We start from the raw sequence: 17,369 nt of genomic DNA on the forward strand, positions 1-17,369 counted from the left end.
GACGCGGGAGGCAACCTATGACGAAATTAAACGTAGCAACGATCCAATATGGACTCAGCGATCTAAGGTCGGAGCGGGAGTTTTGGGACCAGCTGTCTGCAAGCATCATGGAAGCGTCGAGGCAAGGCGCCGGGCTGATCGTGTTTCCTGAATATATGACGGCGCATCTGCTCAGCCTGCAGCCCCCGATGACCCACGAGGAGGCATGCGCGTATCTGGACAGCTGCACCGACAGCTATATTCGGTTTTTCCGGCAGTGCAGCCTGATGTATCAAACGGTTATTTTGGGCGGTACGCATATTTGCCGGGAGCCGCACGGCTATGTGAACCGGGCTTATCTGTTTTTCCCGGACGGACGGGTTGAAACGCAAGATAAGCTGCATGTGACGCCGGAGGAACGGAGCCAGTGGTCGCTGAATGAAGGGGACCGGCTGAACATTATCGAGACGGACTGGGGCAAGACGGCGATCTTGACCTGCTATGATATTGAGTTTCCGGAGCTGGCCCGGATGGCTGCGGACAGCGGTGTGGAGCTGATCTTATGCCCGTCCTACACAGACAGCGCCTTCGGCTATCATCGTGTGCGGCATTGCGCACAGGCGCGGGCGATCGAAAACCAGGTGTATGTCGTCCTGAGCGGGTTGGTCGGCGCGCTCAGCGAGTCACGTACGCAGATTGACCAGGGCTATTGCCAGGCAGGCGTATTTACGCCATGCGACGTGCCGTTTACGGCTGACGGCGTGTTGGCCAGCGGCGAAGCCAATGCCTCGCTGGCTGTGGCGGCGGAGCTGGACTTTGCCCGGCTGTCGGTGAACCGCAGGCAGGGGGCGGTTGCTCCATTTTACGACCGTAGACCAGGCTTGTACGCACGGCATGGACAGGCGATGGTGAGGGAGTGGTAAGATGACGGCAAGCTATGAAACGTACGGGCGTCATGTGGCGGTGGATGCGTGGGGAATCAAGCCTCACCTGATCAATGGCGCTGAAGCGCTGACCGATGCCATGGTGCAAGCGGCCGAAGCGAGCGGCGCGACAGTGCTGTCGGTGCAGGCGAAGCAATTCGAGCCGCAAGGAGCGACGGTTCTGGTGCTGCTGTCGGAGAGCCATATGTCGATCCATACGTATCCGGAGAAGGCGTTTGCCGCGCTGGACTGCTACACCTGCGGCCAGACGGTTGATCCGCAGGTGGCGATTGAAGCGATGCTGCGTTATCTGGAGCCAAGCGAGACCTCGGAGGTGCGGATTGTCCGCGGAATCGGGCCGCTGGAGGTCGAGGCGCCGGAAGCCATACGGGTCGTCCATGATCTGGTTACCATGCCGAAGCAGCTGACACTGAAACGTACGGTCGTCCATCACGACTACAACGACGTGAGCTGGTCCTTCATGCTGCCCCAGACCGGGACGGCAGGGGGGATCCCGCAATAAAGGAACAACGCTTGAAACATCCTCTCCGGGAGGGCGCCTCGTTCCGTCCATCACCGGCTAATACCCCTCATAGTAGTGACGCATTTCCTCCGGGATACCGTTGCGGGCGCAAATCTGCTCGGCGGTTTCCCCCGGCTCCGGCTTGTCTCCGGCCGTGAGCAGGCGGATGGCGAAGAGATTGGCCTGACGCTCGAATTTCCCCGGATGAATAAACGTATGCTCTTCGATGAAAAATCGGCTGATGCCTTTATGAAGCCGGTCATGACCAAGCTCGTGCGCACAGACGAACCGCTTCCACTCATCGGTCAGCTTGTCGTGAATGACGATGAAGCGGCGGCGCAGCTTCCGGTAATAAATGCCGCGAGTCTGGTCGCCAAGGTCCTGGTAGCGGATATGAATGCCCAGCTCCTGCGCCAGCCGGAACGGACAGTTGGTGCGGTGACGGCGGGTCAGCCGCTGAATGATTTCCTCCATGAACCCACGCTCCAATGCGTTGTTAAATCGGTCGGCCTAGTGCTTGGCTTCCTTGTTCGGATCGGTCGGTTTCTTGCGTTTGTTCATCTGCTTGGCCTCCCAAAATAGTCCGGTCAGCACGTCCATCACACGCTGGCGGTCCTGCTCGTTCATGGGGATGCCGTCGAACATGACTTCGCCATCCTCTTCGAGCATCCGCTTGAAGTCGCGCTTATCCCGCGAGGTCGCCCATGCGGGCGCTTCGTACCCTCCTCCGGTTCCCGCCTCGGCTCCGTGCCGCCCCAGCAAATAATCGGTCGTTGTATGCAAAATATCGGCGATCCGCTGCAGGTCCTCGCTTGTCGGAATGACGCGGTCGTTTTCAATGTGGCCAAAGTTGGATCGTCCCATGCCGAGTTGTCCGGCAATCTCATGCTGTGTAAGGTCGTACTGCTTCCGCAAGTCGCGGATCCGGCTGCCTAATGACATGGCGATGCCCTCCTGTACGTCAAAATGGTATTTATAATACTTGACGGTATTTTAGATACCTTTTATAATGAAAAAACAAAAGCTGGAAGCTAAGTAAGTCAACAAGCTCCGGAGGGAAAATAAGGGGAAATGAAACGTTAGTTTCAGTATAGCTTGGTAGCAATATTACTGTCAATGCTGGCAATTGGCTGTTTCGATGACGAAAAAGGTATTATAAATACTCATTATAAAAGGAGTGGCACTCATGAATCAGCATTCGGTTTACGAACAGACGACGCGGACAAAAGCGGCGGCGGCTTCCCGGCACTGGGTAGTCGTCAAGCTGAAGGATTACAAGCGGCTTGTCGGCCGTATGAAGTTTCTGGAGAAGCATCCGATCGGCAATGGCTACTCTCTTAGCCATATTCAGCAGGATGACAAGCTGCAGGAGCTGCACCGTCAGCTGCGGGCGATGCCGTCCGCGATGTATTTGACCGATCGGGAGCAGCGGCTCGAAACGGTGGCGCACACCTATCTTGAACGGTATCCGGTCGGCACAAAAAGCCAGCTGCGCGAGGTGCAGGGGCTGCGCGGCGACAGCGCGCTCGACGAGCGGCTGCTGCGGGAGCTGGAGGGAAAAATCCGCAAGGTGCTGGAGGCCCGCGTCGGGTATGCGGCGGAGAGCGGCGGCATTCAGGGCGTGATCGACCGGGTGAGCGAGCTGCAGGATTTGCAGCGCGAGGTGGAGCTGATCGACCGTTCGCTGGACACGCTGGGCGAGTATAAGCCGGAATATAGCCGGCTGCTGCGGCTCCGGTATGTGGAGGGGCGGTCGGTCGACGAGGTGGCCGGTGAATTTTGTATCGCGCGCAAGACGTTTGACCGCTGGCGGGCGAAGGCGGTGGAGGAATACGCCAGATTGGCCGGGGAGTGAGGGTGAATGGGGGTTGGACTAGGGGAGTAGGCGAATGCCGAATCTCCCTTCGCATGCAACCGGGAGCGTCGTCGCCGTTAGAGCACCCGCTCCATATGTGTCGTTTCCCAGCTGTCCTCCAGCTCCAGCCAGGCCGAGAAGCCTTGTCTGCGCCAGAAGGCGACCGCTCCGGGCAAAAAACGATGCGTATGCAAATATAACATCGTATAACCGGCAGCTTGGGCGTAGCTTGCGGCCTCTTGGACAAGCCGGGAGCCAAGGCCGGAGCGCCTGCTGTCGGGGCCGACGAAGCAGCGGACAACTTCTGCTGTCGGTTGGCCGGGATATCTGCCCTGCACTTCCGCAATCCGGTCGTTGTAGGGGACGATGCCGATGGTGCCGAGAATACGCGATTTGTGATCCTGTGCGACCAGCAGCACGGCGTTGCTGCGCTGCAAGTAGGTTTGCTCCAGTCGGGCGAGGTCGGCGGGCAAGGTGTCCGCATAAGGGCGGGGAAACAATTCCTGAATGACCTGGAAGGCGAACTGCTGCGCCTCAGCCAGGCAGTTCGCCGGCAGCGGCCGGATCGTAATCGGGTCGGTATAGACTTCATTCATAGGTGCTGCATCCTTTCCGTACGTGGTAAGAGCGCTGTGCCTTCGAGAGAGCCGCAAAAACGCCACACATGCCCTGACAGGCGCCGAAGTCCGTCGACCTGTTCAAGGGCCGAGCTTGCTCAAGCGCAGACGCGGCTCGCAAACATCGTATCAGGTTTTCGGCTCCTCGGGAAGTCTGTCCCGTCTGCATGCAAGGCGGCCGCTCGGCTAGTGCGCCAGCGATACGAGCAGCTGTGTATACGGATGGCGTTCGGGGCCGCGGATCTCCGCGCCGGCGAACAAATCCACGATCCGACCGTCCTTCATGACCATCATCCGATCACTCATCCTGCTGACAGAGGCGATATCATGGGAAATAAACAGAAACGACATTCCCAGCTCCTGCTGCAGCTGCTTCAGCAGTTGAAGTATTTGGGCCTGCACCGTAACGTCCAGGCTGCTTGTCGGCTCATCGCAGATGAGCAGCCGGGGACTCAGGCTGATGCCCCGCGCAATCGCAACGCGCTGCCGCTGTCCGCCGCTCAGCTCATGCGGGTACCGGTCGAGGTGGCTGCGGTTCAGCCCAACCATGTCCAGCAGCCGTACAGCCGTTTCCCGGCGGGACTGTCGGACATCGGCGACAAAGGGCGGTATAACGTCCGGAAAATTATCAAGCGGCTCCATGACGGAACGCCAGATCGGCAGTCTGTCATTCAGCGAAGCTGTCGGGTCCTGAAACACGACCTGAATCTGCTGCCGCAGCTGTCGCAGCCGGCCGCCGCGAAGCGCTGTGAAGGACAGGCCGCCGAGCCGCATGTCGCCGCTGTCCGGCTGCTCCAGCCGGAGCAGCAGCCTGGCGATGGTGCTTTTGCCGCAGCCGCTCTCGCCGACCAGGCCCAGGCATTCGCCCTGGCCGATCTGGAAGGAGACATCCTGCACAGCCGTTACGGGATGGAGGGATTCGTTATAGCTTTTGCACAGTTTCTCTACGGTTAATAAAGCCTCCAACGGTCGCCAACCTCCTTCCCCTGATTCAAAAACTAGCGTAGACAACAGCGATGTCGTTAAATGTCGCTGTGCATATCTACCGTCTCTGCCGAGCTTGCAGGCGCACAGTCGGCGTCGTGCCTATGCGTCTCTGTCTCCAGCTCCGTATGCGCATGCGGCGGATCACCGGCCAGACGCGGACAAGCGGCAAGCAGCATGCGGGTATACGGATGGGCGGGGCGGTCGCGGATCGCCGCCGTGCGGCCCGTTTCCACAAGCTCGCCATTCTTCATCACGGCGACCCGGTCAGCCCGCCGCAGCACCTGGCGCAAATCATGCGAGATCAGCAGCACCGCGCAGCCGGTTTTCCGCTGCAGCGCGGCTATCAGCTCAAGCACGCGCTCGCCGCTGACGACATCAAGCGCGGTCGTCGGCTCGTCGGCGATGAGCAGCTGCGGCTCCAGCATCAGCACAGACGCGAGCGCTGCCCGCTGCAGTTGTCCGCCGCTTAATTGAAACGGGTAGCTGGCGAACACGCGCTCCGACGGCAAATCCACCTGCTGCAAGCTGTCCAGCACGACGGCCTTGGCCGCAGCTCTGGACAGAGCGGGACGGCGATGGGCGCGCAGCGTCTCCACCAATTGAGCCCCCACCTTCCAGAACGGGGCGAAGCTGCCCTTGTAATCCTGGAAGACGCAGCCGATCCGGCTGCCGCCAAGCTGCCGCCGCCGAGCGGACGGAAGCTGAAGCAGCTCGTCTCCCTGCAGCCTGATGCTGCCCCCGATCACCTGCAGGGCGGGAGGCAGCAAGCCTGAAATCGCGGCGGCGGTCAAGCTTTTGCCGCTGCCGCTTTCCCCAACCAGCGCCAGCGTCTCGCCTGCGCGTACCTCCAGCGTCAGCCCGCGTACGATGGCTGACGGTGCTGGCTGGCGGGCTTGGCTTTTGCCGCCGATGGTCAAGTCGCGCACGGTCAATACCGTGGCGGTTGTATCTAGGACAGGAGGCTGGCCAGCGGCAGCGGCCGTGGGGACGGCCGTTGTTTTCGCAGAAGCGGCCGGAGCTTCCGACGGAGCAGACGGTGCGACGGTCACGTGTTTTTGGGACAGCTCCGGTTGGCTTCCCTCGGCTTGCTGCGGCGCGCCGGAATGTTCGAGCAGTTGCCGGCTCATGGGCAGAGCCTCCTTTTCTCTCATTTATCCTGGCACACGAGTCCGACTCAAGCGGAATGCCTTGTTAGTCGTCGTTTACTCGCGACCGCGTACATCAAATAAATCGCGCAGCCCTTCTCCGACCAGGTTAAAGGCGATGACAACCAGCATAATGGCTACGCCCGGGTAAATCATCAGCTGCGGAACAGACTGGAAGTAGGCGCGTCCGTCATTCAGCATCGTGCCCCATTCAGGAGAAGACGGCTGCGCGCCAAGTCCGAGATAAGACAGCGAGGAAATGACGAGAATCGTCTTGCCGATGTCCAGTGCGGCATAGACGAGCACCGGGGAGATGACCTGCGGCAGCAGATGGCGGCGCAAAATGGTCCACATGCTGCAGCCCGCAACCTGCGCGGCCCACACATATTCCTTGTTGCGCTCGCTTAACACAACGCCGCGAACAAGCCGGGCGTACCCGATCCAATTAATCAGCACGATGGAAAGCACGAGATTGCTGAGACTGGGGCCAAGAAAGCCGGAAATGGCCAGCACCAGCATAAAATCCGGAAATACGCTCATGCCGTCGACGATTCGCATCATGACCTGATCCGTCCGTCCGCCCACGTATCCGGAAATGAGTCCGAGCGGCAAGCCGATCAGCATGACCATCACGATGACCAGGGCGGAAATGCCCAGCGTCGTCCGGGAACCGGCAAGCAGGCGGGACAACAGGCAGCGGCCGAGATGATCGGTGCCTAGCGGGTATTGCCAGCTCGGGGGCTGCAGCCGCTCCGACATCTGGACGGTCAGCGGATCATTGGGCACAAGCAGGGGACCGAGCCAGGTCAGCAGCAGTAAACTGATTAACAGCAGCACGCCAAGCGCGGTGAACGGATCACGCAGCATCCGGCGAATGGCGGAGCGCGGACGGCTGTAGGCCGGTGGAGCCAGTAAAGAGCGGCTCATCAGGCGCCTCCCTGCTTGAGCCGGATGCGCGGATCGACCCAGCCGTACACAAGGTCAACCGCCAGGTTCACAAGCATAATCAATGCGCCCACCACAAGCAGGTAGCCCTGCACAAGCGGGTAATCCCGCTGGAAAATCGCTTCAACGGCCAGGCTGCCGATGCCGGGCCAGGCAAACAGCGTTTCGACGACGACCGATCCGGCGAGCAGGCTACCGAAAGTCATCCCGAATACGGTCAATACGGGAATTAACGCTGCCCGCAGCGCGTACCGCACATAAATGCGCAGCTCCGACAGCCCTCTGGCCCGAGCTGCGCGGACATACTCCTGCGACAAGCCGTCCAGCATGCCGGAGCGCAGCAGTCTCGCATGCACCGCCGCCAACCCGAAGCCAAGCGTCACAGAGGGGAGCGCCAGCTCGCGCAAGTGGCCGCGTCCCATCGTCGGAAACCATTGCAGCTTGTAGGCAAAGCCGTAAATCAGCAGCAGTCCGACCCAAAACAGCGGCAGCGAAGCGCCGACCAGCGCAAACAGACGGCTGAGCTGATCAGGCCAGCGGCCTGGAAACCGGGCAGCCAGCAAGCCAAACGGAACGGCCAGCAGCAGCATAACCGCCAGCCCTCCGAAGGCGAGCTCCAGCGTGGCGGGCAGGCGGCCGATAATTTCAGCCAGCACCGGCGTGCCCTTGAATAGCGAGCTTCCGAAGTCCAGCAGGACGACACGCGACAGCCAGTCCGCGTATTGCGCCGCCAGCGGGCGAGCCAGACCAAGCTCCTCGCGCAGCGCCTTCTCATCGGCCTGGGTGGCGCTCATCTCGTCGGCCCGCAGCAATTGAAGCACCGGATCGCCCGGCGCGAGCTTCATCAGGGTAAACGTGACCAGCGAGAGGGCGAACATAACGATGACGAGCTGCAGCAGACGTGCTCGAACGAGCTTCCACACCTTACTTCACATCCATTTTATTAGTCAGCAAATAATATTCTTCCGCGCCGGCTTTCCAGTCCGTTACTCGCTTGTTCATCCCGACGATGACATTCGGATAAATCATATAGCTGTGCGGCGCTTCCGCACGGATCGTGTGGACTGCTTCCTGCGTAATTTCCCTGCGCGCCGTCAGATCGGAGGTGGCATTCAGCTTGCCGATGACGGCGCTCAGCCGCTCGCTGCTGATGTTGGCCGCATTCAGCGAGCCGCCCGGCAGCAGCGCCGAGTTGAGGAAATAACCGGCATCGCCGCGGGGAGCGGACAGGTTGCTGTAGGTAGCGAGGTCCCAGCTGCCGTTTTCCCGCAGGAACGTATCGACATTTTCGACGGTCTGAATCGCCAAGGTAATGCCGGCTTTGGCGGCGTCGGATTGCAGCAATTGGGCCATCAGCGGCAGCTCCGGGCGGCCCTTGTACGTCACAAGCTCCAGCGTCAGCGGCTTGCCGTCTTTCTCATATTTGCCAGTGGCCGCTTTCGTGTAACCGGCAGCCTCCAGCAGCTTCTGCGCTCCTGCGATGTTCAGCGGGGGAACTTCTTCTTTGCTGCCAAACGGCAGCCGCGTATTAAACGGCCCATTGGCCGGCGTGGCATGACCGAGCATCACATCGTTTGCCATGCTGCTGCGGTTAACCAGCATGTCGAGAGCTTGACGCACACGGACGTCCTTCATCTGCTCACGCTTCTGGTTGAACAAGAGGAAATGAACGCGCAGACCTGCAACGGATTGAACATCAAGCTGCGCGTCCTTCTTGATCAGATCGACCGTCTCTGCCGGAAGCTGCGTGGCGAGGTCGACTTCCTTGGATTGCAGCGCAAGCGAGCGCACATTGCCGTCCTCGTTGAATTTCAACAGCACCTCCTGCAGCTTCGCTGTGCCATCCCAGTAGCCGTCGTAGCGCTCCAGCGCAATCTCCATGTTCGGCTTGAACTGCTTGACCTTAAACGGTCCGGTACCAATCGGCGCCTGGTTAAAGGCAGCAGCGCCGGCCTTTTTTTCCGCTTCCACACTGACCATGGCCGAATACGGATTGATCAGCTCGGACAGCAGCGCCGGGTGCGGCTCTTTGGTTACGATGGTCAATTGCTGACCGGTTGCTTCCATGGACGCGATTTTGAGCGCGCCTGCAAGCGATTTGTTTGCGGCCGTCGAGCGTTCGAGCGAAGCCTTCGCCGCTGCTGCGGTTAATGGCGTGCCATCCTGGAAGGTAACGCCGTCGCGCAGCGTGAAGCTCCAGGTGAGCGGGTCCTTCGCTTCCCAGCGGGTGGCGAGCCACGGGCCAACCTCCAGCTGTTCATTCAGCCGGACGAGCGTCTCCACGATTCCAGCCTTCAAGGCGATATAATCGTTAGCCGGGTCGAGGCTGCTGCTTTTGAAATGGTAAATGAGGCTGGCTCTTTTCACAGCCTGCGCCGGGCTTCCCGACTGTCCGTAGGTTGCCGGACCGGAGTCGGCAGGCGGGGCGCTGCAGCCCGTCAAAGCAACGGCGGCGGTCAGGATGCAGGCGCCCAACAGGCGGCGCGGACGGGCAAAGGGGGAACGAAGTACGTTCAACAGAAACTCTTCCTCTCAAGTAAGTGATTAATATGTAATAATTACGATATTATCGTATAAAAATAGTCAAAATTAAATAGAATAAGCATTTTTATAAAAGTAATTATTACGTTTTGAAGTATACAGGCTGAGCTTGAGCGAGTCAATAGCCCGACTGGGCGTTTTGGCTGCGGAACGAAGTCGGTAGGATTGACCTGTAACCTCATAAAAAATGCACCCCTTAGAATTCATCGGATTACCCAAGGGTTTTTCCAATGTCTATTCTAAGGGATGCCATTCAGACTCCCAAGGTCTTTTTCGTAGGCCATTTTCGGACTTACAATTGCACCGCAGACGATGGGAAGTAGTTTAAAGCTTTGCCGCCCAAATTTCGATTTCGATCTTGATTTCCGGCAAGCCCAGTTCGGAGATGTACCCGACCGTCATGGAGCCTGCGGAAACCGCAGCGTTACCGCCGTGCCGCAGCCCGGCTTGCTGAGCAGCCGGATGCGCGCGTCCGCGCCATACTGCAGCAGCAGCCGCTTGTTCGTATTGGACAGGCCGACGTGGCCGTCAGGCTCGGCTTCCTCCAGCAGCGCGGCGCGAAGCTGCGCAAGCCGCACCGGCTCAATGCCGGGACCGTCGTCGATCACGGTGATTCGGAGCAGCGCGCCCTGCAGCCGGGCTTTGATTTTCAGATGAAGGAAGGGCTTGCTTTCCATTCCGTACTGAATGCTGTTTTCGACGAATGGCTGCAGGCTTAGCTTCAGCACTGGACAAGCCTGAACATGCTCGGGAATATCCCAGACGACGGCGAATCTGTCCTTGTACCGCAGCTGCTGAATTTCCACATAGCTGTGAATATGGGCCAGCTCCTCACGCAGCGCAACGGATTTGACCGAGCTGTCGAGCGCATATTGCAGCAGCTCCGAGAGCCGGGCGATCATCTGGCAGCCGACATTGTCCGATTTGGTGAGCTGAAAGGTTTTCCAATAAATCGAATTAAGGGTATTGTACAGAAAATGCGGATTAATTTGCGCTTGCAGCGCCTTGAATTCAAACGCCTGCATCTTGTAAAGCCGCTCGGACAGCTGTACCTGCAAATAGTTGTGCTCGACGAATGTCTCCACAATATTCACCATAATAAACTCATAAATATCCCGAATGCCCCGCGGCATATGCTGGACGGGCGTCGTGGAATCAGCCGATTCCAGAATTTGAATAATGCTGCCGAGCTGTCGGTAGTTTTGGCGTGTCAGCAGCCAGGCAAGCGCAGCGCAAAGCAGCAGACTGCCTACAGACAAGATGCAGGTGGCGACAATCAGGGTGACGGGCAGCTTGTACATGGAAGCGCGCGGTACAAGGGAAATCAGGCTCCAGCCGAGCCGCGGCGTTTGCTTGACCGTGATATGGAAGCTGCCCTCGTCGAACTGGAGAATCGAGCCTTCCGGAGGGCGCGGAATCGCAGCGAGCAATCCGGCGTCGACGGGCTCGCCCGCCTGCAAAATCGGCTGACCCTGCGCGTCGGTAATCAGGAAGGAGCTGTGCGGCAGCTTACCCAGCCCTTCATACGTTTTCTCAAAATAACCGGGCAGCATATTGACAACGATGACGCCGCCTTCCCGGACAGCGCCGTGGGTCGACAGCCGCTTATACAAACTGATCACCCGGGTCGGCTGCTTCTCGAAGGTGTATTGGCGAATGTCCCGCACCTCGGTCTGCAATTCCTCCGAATCGGCCAGCTGCTGATAGCGGCTCATCCACGCCTGGTCGTAAAACGTATCGAGCTTCACCAGCCCTTCTCGCGAGCTGAGAAACCGCTGCTGCTCGTTTTGGGAGTAAATATAAATCGAATGGATGTACGGCTTGGAATTGGCAGGAACATCTATAATATTTTTCAAATAAAACAGCGCTTCCATATTCTCATAGGATTGCGTATCCGTCGACAGCAGACTGTTCAGACGTATCGAAATTTTCGCATCCTTGTCGAAGGAAAGGCTGAGCGAATCGACCTCGGCCGCAATAATCTGGATCAGCTCGTTATATTGGTTCAGCATCGTCTCGTGCTGGCGCTCGGCGTCGAGCCGGATATACCGGTCGGAGATGAAAATCGACATCGAGCCAAGCAGCAGCAGCGGGATCAGACAAGGCAGCAGCATGCTTGCCAGGTTGCGGATGAAAAATTTTCGCTTGAGCGACGGGATGCGGATATGTTTTTTATAGTCGTTAATCATGCTTGTATTGGCCCGGTGTTTTGCCGTAATACTGCTTGAACGAGCGGATGAAGTTTTTCGGATTGACATAGCCGACCTGCTCGCTGATCTCATAGGCTTTCATCCGGCTGTTTTTCAGCAGCTGCGCGGCGTTCCGCATGCGGGCTTCCAGCACCAGCTCCGAGAAGTTGCGCCCTGTCTTCTTCTTGTAATAGGAGCTGATGTAGCTCGCATTCATATGGACCAGCTCGGCCGCTTCCTGCAGCGTGGCTGTCCGGTAATGCGCATGGACGTATTCGCTGATGCGGGCAATGATCGGATCATCTCCGGCAGGCACTGCCGGCTCCTGTTCCTGCTCCGGCAGGCTTTGCCGCTCCGGCAGCAGCACCGACTGATCGGCAGCAGGCGCATAAGCCTCCAGCTCCCGGCGCAGCTCGGTGAACACCTCCACGATATCCTTATAGATGGCGGGCTTGACCATATAATGCCGCACGCCGTATTGCATCGCCTGACGGGCGTATTCGAATTCCCGGTACGCGCTAAGCAAAATGATCCGGGCAGGCAGCTTGCGTTCAGCCGCGATCCTGCACAGCTCCAGTCCATTCATGCCCGGCATTCGGATATCGCAGAGCACGGCGTCAACCGGATGCTCCAGCATATAATTAAGAGCTTCCATTCCCTCGTTCGCTTGCTTGACGATGGTGAAGCCGACCGACTCCCAGGGGAAGCAGTGGCACAAGGTATCCCGTGTATCCTGTTCATCATCGACAACGAGAAGCTTGAACATAGGTCCGCCTCCTTTTTCGTCAGTATAGCAAATTAAGACCGCCAAGCCTACCGGCAGCAGCTGCCAAACCGACGCAAATCCAAATATAAGATACCTTTTGTCCAAATGTCCAATAAAATGAAACCGCTTTCCAAAGCTTCGGCTCTTTTGGCTGCGTCGGCGCCGGTGCTATGATGAAGGCGTAGACGGCAATCAAGCCGAATGAAAGAGGGGGATCACACAATGAAACGCAAGAGCAAACAAGCAACTGTCCTGGCGGCTGTTCTGGCCGCAACAACGGCACTCGCAGGCTGCGCGGCAGGAGGAGGAGGCGACCCGGCTCCGGCAGCAGGCTCAGCTGGAACGGGCAAAAATGAATCCGCTTCCAAGCAAGTGACGCTCCGCTTTAGCTGGTGGGGCAACGACTCCCGTCACCAGGCGACGATCAAAGCGATTGATGCTTACACGAAGCTGAATCCGAATGTAAAAATTGAGGCCGAGTATATGGGCTTCGACGGATTTTACAAGAAGCTGCTGACCCAATTTGCCGGTGGAACCGCGCCTGACCTGCTCCAATATACGTACGAATGGAACAGCGACATGTCGGATTTTCTGCTGGATTTGAAGACGGCCAAGGGACTGGATACGTCAGGACTGGCCCCGGATGTGCTGCAGAACTTCGCGACCTACAAGGACCGGATGGTGATGATGCCTGCGGGCGCGTTTGCGGCGACAACCTTTTATAACCCGGCGTTTCTGGAGAAATTCAATATCCCGGCGGACACGGTCTGGACCTGGGAGAAGCTGCTGGAGGAAGGCAAGCGTATTCATGCCCAGGATGCCAAGGCGTATTTGCTGACAGCGGACATTGATGTGCTGAACAAGCTGATCCTGCAGCCGTACGTCGGCCAGCTTACAGGCAAGAAGTGGATTGAGGACAGCTACGCGCCGGGCTTCGACGCCGCTCAATTAAAGCAAGGACTAACGTATGTAGCGGAGCTGTATAAAGCGGGCGTCATCGAGCCGTTCGGCGACAGCTCGGCGTTCGTCGGCAAGATGGAGCAAAATCCGAAGTGGATCAAGGGTGAAATCGGTTTGCTGATCGACTATGTGCAAAGCTATGACAAGTACAAAAAAGCGGTGCCTGGCGGCAAGCTTGGCGTCAGCGCCTTCCCGATGACGGCTGGCGCGCCGTCCTCCGGCAATCCGATTGTGGCGGGCACCGGATTTGCGGTAAACAAAAAGTCGGCCAATGCGGAGGAAGCGGTCAAGTTTATCAACTGGCTGGCCAATGACAAGGAGGCTGCTCTGCTTCTTGAAACCCAGCGCGGTATTCCGGCTGTCGCCGCATCACGCAAGGCGCTGGAGGATGCGAACAAGCTTGATCCGAACATTACGAAGGGTCTGGACTATGCCAACAAGGTGAAGGCGGTCGCCCCGAACATCATCAGCACCAATACGGAGCTGGCGCAGCTCGTCAAGGATACGCTGCAGAAGCTCATTTATCAGAAAGTAACGCCGGAGCAGGCGACCGATGACATTATGAAGGAGCTTGGCGGCAAGCTGAAGGAATTGAAAGCGAAGTAGGCTGATGCAGTTGGAGAGGAGTGCGGCCGGTTCGGCTGTACTCCTCGTCCGCGAATGGCCGCCGGCCAGACTGCGGGAGAAAGGAAGGGTCCTCTTGAAGCGCATAACGATTCGCCCCGCCATGTGGGGGCTGCTGTTTATATCACCTTGGCTGATCGGCTTTGCCTGGTTTCAGCTTTATCCGCTTATTTTATCTCTTTATTATTCATTCACGGACTATTCCATTGTGAAGGAGCCGCAATTTGTCGGCTTCAAAAACTACGTGACGATGTTTACGAACGATAAGGATTTCTTTCCCTCGCTACGCGCAACCTTTGTCTACGCATTGATCGCCGTCCCGGCCAAGCTGGCCTTCGCTTTGCTCGTGGCGATCATTTTGAATAGGAAGGGCCGGTTTATTAATTTGTACCGCACCGTCTATTACTTACCTTCGATTCTCGGGGGCAGCGTGGCCATTTCGATTTTATGGCGTTTTCTGTTTATGCGGGAAGGAATCGTTAATGCGGCATTGTCTTATTTGCATATTCCGCCGGTGGATTGGCTGGGCAGCCCGTCGGTGGCGCTGGGCACAATCAGCTTGCTGGTCGTGTGGCAATTCGGCTCGTCGATGGTCTTGTTTCTGGCCGGCTTGAAGCAAATCCCGCTTGATCTGTACGAAGCGGCGATGGTGGACGGCGGCGGCAAGCTGCGGATGTTTGCATCCATTACCGTGCCGATGCTGACGCCGATCATTTTGTTTAATCTCGTCATGCAGACGATTGGCGCCCTGCAAGAGTTTACGGCGGCCTTTGTCGTCACCAACGGCGGACCGATGAAGTCGACGTATTTGATCGGCCTGAAAATTTATGATGATGCGTTCCAGTCGCTCAAGATGGGCTATGCGTCGGCGCTGTCCTGGGTATTGTTCGCAATTATTCTGGTGATGACGCTGATCATTTTCCGCTCGTCCAAGTCCTGGGTGCATTATGAGGATGGGGGGAGAGGCTAATGACGGCTACGACAGGCAAAACGTCGACGCTGACGCGGCGGTTGGTGAAAAACGGCTTGCTGGCCATCTTCGGGCTGCTGATGATTTACCCGCTGATCTGGCTGTTTTTCAGCTCGTTCAAGACGGATACCGATCTGTTCGGCTCGCTGGGGCTGCTGCCCCAAACCTTTGTCTGGGACGCCTACAGCAAAGGCTGGACGGGTACCGGCCAGTATACGTACGCTGTGTTTTTCACCAACACCTTGCTGATGGTTGTGCCGACTGTTGTGTTTACGGTCATATCCAGTGCGGTCGTCGCTTACGGCTTCGCCCGGTTCCAGTTCCCGCTGAAGGGGCCGCTGTTTGCGCTGATGATTTCGACGCTGATGCTTCCGCATGCCGTCATTATTATCCCGCGGTATTTGATTTTCCGCGATCTCGGCTGGCTGGACAGCTATTGGCCGTTTATTGTACCGGCGGTGTTTGCATGTTACCCGTTTTTCATCTTTATGATGGTGCAGTTTCTGCGCGGACTGCCGCGTGAGCTGGACGAATCGGCGGTCGTGGACGGCTGCAGCCCGCTGACGATTTTGACGCGCATTTTGCTGCCGCTGTGCAAGCCTGCCTTGTTTTCGGCTGCTATTTTCCAGTTTATCTGGACCTGGAACGACTTTTTCAACTCGCTTATTTTCATTAACAGCGTCAAGCATTACACCGTATCGCTGGCGCTGCGGATGACGATTGATTCCACCGGAGGAACGGTAGCATGGAATCAGATTATGGCGATGTCGGTGCTTGCTGTGATGCCGCCGGTGCTGATCTTCTTTTTCTTCCAGCGTTATTTTGTTGAAGGGATCGCGACAACCGGCATTAAGGGTTAGCTGAACCATTAACGAAGGGGCTTGAGTAAGCGTTAGCGAACTTGCTGGCTGGCTCAGGTTACGAGGAAAGGAGGATGAGCTGCGATGAAAGCCGGACAAGGAGGCCGTCCGCCGAATGTGATCGTCTTTTTCACCGATCAGCAGCGCTGGGATACAACGGGCCTGCACGGCAATCCGCTGGGCTTGACGCCGAATTTCGACCGGTGGGCGCTGGCTGGCACCCATCTGTACAACACATTTACGTGCCAGCCGGTTTGCGGTCCGGCACGGGCCAGCTTGCAAACCGGCCGTTATGCGACGGATGTCGGCTGCTACCGCAACGGAATCCCGCTGCCGCCGGATAGCCGGACGTTGGCGCATGTGTTCAACGAGCTGGGCTATGACACCGCCTATATCGGCAAATGGCATCTGGCGGCGACCCGGACGGAGCCGGTGCCGGAGGAGCTGCGCGGCGGGTACAAGTATTGGCTGGCCGCCGACTCGCTGGAGCATACGTCCGATGCGTATGATACGGTGCTGTATGACGGCGACAACCGCCGCGTCAAGCTGCCCGGCTATCGGGTGGACGCGCTGACGGATGCCGCCATTCGTTATATCGACGCGCAGCGGGAGCAGGAGCAGCCGTTTTTCCTGTTCCTGTCGTATCTGGAGCCGCATCATCAGAACCGCAGCGACGATTACCCGGCTCCGCGCGGACAGGAGGACCGGTACGTGTCGCGCTGGACGCCGCCTGACCTGGCGGAGCTGGTAGGTACGTCTCCGCGTCATTTGCCCGGCTATTATGCGATGGTGAAGCGGCTGGATGAGGCGCTGGGCCGCATGATGGACGCCTTGGTCAGCCTGGGGCTGGCGGAGGACACCATCGTGCTGTTTACGACGGATCACGGCTGCCACTTCAAGACGCGGAACGGCGAATACAAGCGCTCGTGTCACGAGAGCTCGATTCGCATTCCGGCCGCGATCTGGGGGCCGGGCTTCCAGGGCGGCGGGCGCATCACCGAGCTGATCAGCCTGCTTGATTTGCCGCCGACGCTCATTGAAGCGGCCGGCGGAGCTGTCCCCGCGGCGATGCAGGGCCGGTCGCTATTGCCGCTTGTCCGGCGGGAGCCGGTGGACTGGCCGCAGGAGGCGCTGGTGCAGATCAGCGAAGCCCAGGTCGGCCGCGCGATCCGCACGAAGCGGTGGAAATACAGCGTGTCCGCCCCGCACAAGGACGCGATTGCCAATAGCCGCAGCGACCGCTATGCGGAGGAATTTTTGTACGATTTGCAGGCCGACCCTTGGGAGCTGAACAATCTCATCGGCAGCGCTGCCCACCGCGAGGTGAAGCGGCTGCTGCGCGAGCGGCTGCTGCGCCGTCTGGCCGAGTCCGGCGAACCGATCCCGGTGATCGAATCGGCTGCTGAACAGCCGCTGGGACAGCTGGCGCTGACGCCGCAGGAAATCGCGCAGGGGTAGCTCAGCAGGGGAAGCCGCAGGAAGCAG

The 17,369-nt window shown here is 58.3% G+C and carries 16 protein-coding genes and 2 pseudogenes; 7 read left to right on the forward strand and 11 right to left on the reverse strand.

Translation table 11 applies throughout. The features are described 5' to 3' along the window. The first annotated feature begins 17 nt into the window (after positions 1–17). Entirely contained in the window at positions 18–902 is an 885-nt protein-coding gene (locus tag AC6ROY_RS09165) for a carbon-nitrogen hydrolase family protein (protein WP_500099957.1), read from the forward strand. Between the two features lies 1 nt (position 903). Further along, positions 904–1,284: pseudogene (speD, locus tag AC6ROY_RS09170) on the forward strand (adenosylmethionine decarboxylase); the annotation flags it as partial. Positions 1,285–1,482: 198 nt separating this feature from the next. On the opposite strand, the gene AC6ROY_RS09175 reads toward speD, so the two are convergent. Together AC6ROY_RS09175 and AC6ROY_RS09180 are read right to left on the reverse strand one after the other, a co-directional pair. Further along, positions 1,483–1,899, reverse strand: coding sequence for an ImmA/IrrE family metallo-endopeptidase (locus tag AC6ROY_RS09175; protein WP_500099958.1), 417 nt, complete (start codon positions 1,897–1,899; stop codon positions 1,483–1,485). A 36-nt stretch (positions 1,900–1,935) separates the two neighbouring features. Next, positions 1,936–2,367, reverse strand: coding sequence for a helix-turn-helix domain-containing protein (locus AC6ROY_RS09180; protein WP_500099959.1), 432 nt, complete (start codon positions 2,365–2,367; stop codon positions 1,936–1,938). Between the two features lie 244 nt (positions 2,368–2,611). Between AC6ROY_RS09180 and AC6ROY_RS09185 the strand changes: the two genes are divergently transcribed. Continuing rightward, entirely contained in the window at positions 2,612–3,280 is a 669-nt protein-coding gene (locus AC6ROY_RS09185; protein WP_500099960.1) for an ECF-type sigma factor, read from the forward strand. 77 nt (positions 3,281–3,357) lie between these two features. On the opposite strand, the gene AC6ROY_RS09190 is transcribed toward AC6ROY_RS09185, so the two are convergent. From AC6ROY_RS09190 to AC6ROY_RS09230, 9 genes and pseudogenes are all read right to left on the reverse strand, one after another. Next, the gene (locus AC6ROY_RS09190) at positions 3,358–3,876 is read right to left on the reverse strand and encodes a GNAT family N-acetyltransferase (RefSeq protein ID WP_500099962.1); all 519 of its coding nucleotides are present in this window, start codon (positions 3,874–3,876) and stop codon (positions 3,358–3,360) included. 207 nt (positions 3,877–4,083) lie between these two features. Next, positions 4,084–4,863, reverse strand: a complete 780-nt coding sequence (locus AC6ROY_RS09195; RefSeq protein WP_500099964.1) for an ABC transporter ATP-binding protein — start codon at positions 4,861–4,863, stop codon at positions 4,084–4,086. Between the two features lie 56 nt (positions 4,864–4,919). Then, positions 4,920–6,011, reverse strand: a complete 1,092-nt coding sequence (locus AC6ROY_RS09200; RefSeq protein ID WP_500099966.1) for an ATP-binding cassette domain-containing protein — start codon at positions 6,009–6,011, stop codon at positions 4,920–4,922. Positions 6,012–6,086: 75 nt separating this feature from the next. Further along, a complete protein-coding gene (gene nikC, locus AC6ROY_RS09205; protein ID WP_500099968.1) occupies positions 6,087–6,956 on the reverse strand; it encodes a nickel transporter permease in 870 nt (289 codons plus the stop codon). After that, positions 6,956–7,897 (reverse strand): nickel ABC transporter permease, encoded by a 942-nt coding sequence (gene nikB, locus AC6ROY_RS09210; RefSeq protein WP_500099970.1) that lies wholly within the window; start codon positions 7,895–7,897, stop codon positions 6,956–6,958. Before nikB ends, nikC begins: the two co-directional genes overlap by 1 nt. A gap of 1 nt (position 7,898) precedes the next feature. Continuing rightward, the gene (gene nikA, locus AC6ROY_RS09215) at positions 7,899–9,491 is read right to left on the reverse strand and encodes a nickel ABC transporter substrate-binding protein (RefSeq protein WP_500099972.1); all 1,593 of its coding nucleotides are present in this window, start codon (positions 9,489–9,491) and stop codon (positions 7,899–7,901) included. Between the two features lie 348 nt (positions 9,492–9,839). Continuing rightward, positions 9,840–9,920: pseudogene (locus AC6ROY_RS09220) on the reverse strand (RidA family protein); the annotation flags it as partial. Further along, positions 9,914–11,797 carry a sensor histidine kinase gene (locus AC6ROY_RS09225; RefSeq protein WP_500099974.1) on the reverse strand — a complete coding sequence of 628 codons (1,884 nt, stop codon included), beginning with the start codon at positions 11,795–11,797 and terminating at the stop codon, positions 9,914–9,916. The pseudogene AC6ROY_RS09220 and the gene AC6ROY_RS09225, both read right to left, overlap by 7 nt. After that, on the reverse strand, positions 11,697–12,470 hold the full coding sequence (locus AC6ROY_RS09230; protein ID WP_500099976.1) for a response regulator transcription factor: 774 nt from the start codon (positions 12,468–12,470) through the stop codon (positions 11,697–11,699). Before AC6ROY_RS09230 ends, AC6ROY_RS09225 begins: the two co-directional genes overlap by 101 nt. 222 nt (positions 12,471–12,692) lie before the next feature. Here AC6ROY_RS09230 and AC6ROY_RS09235 point away from each other — a divergent pair, with 222 nt between their 5' ends. From AC6ROY_RS09235 to AC6ROY_RS09250, 4 genes are all read left to right on the forward strand, one after another. Next, positions 12,693–14,036, forward strand: a complete 1,344-nt coding sequence (locus AC6ROY_RS09235) for an ABC transporter substrate-binding protein (protein ID WP_500099978.1) — start codon at positions 12,693–12,695, stop codon at positions 14,034–14,036. Positions 14,037–14,130: 94 nt separating this feature from the next. After that, positions 14,131–15,024: a carbohydrate ABC transporter permease gene (locus tag AC6ROY_RS09240; RefSeq protein ID WP_500099980.1), complete on the forward strand. Its 894-nt coding sequence runs from the start codon at positions 14,131–14,133 to the stop codon at positions 15,022–15,024. After that, entirely contained in the window at positions 15,024–15,884 is an 861-nt protein-coding gene (locus tag AC6ROY_RS09245) for a carbohydrate ABC transporter permease (RefSeq protein ID WP_500099982.1), read from the forward strand. Before AC6ROY_RS09240 ends, AC6ROY_RS09245 begins: the two co-directional genes overlap by 1 nt. 84 nt (positions 15,885–15,968) lie before the next feature. Then, on the forward strand, positions 15,969–17,342 hold the full coding sequence (locus tag AC6ROY_RS09250; protein ID WP_500099984.1) for a sulfatase family protein: 1,374 nt from the start codon (positions 15,969–15,971) through the stop codon (positions 17,340–17,342). The last annotated feature ends 27 nt before the right edge of the window (positions 17,343–17,369 follow it).

The organism is Paenibacillus sp. sg306046, from assembly GCF_059821225.1.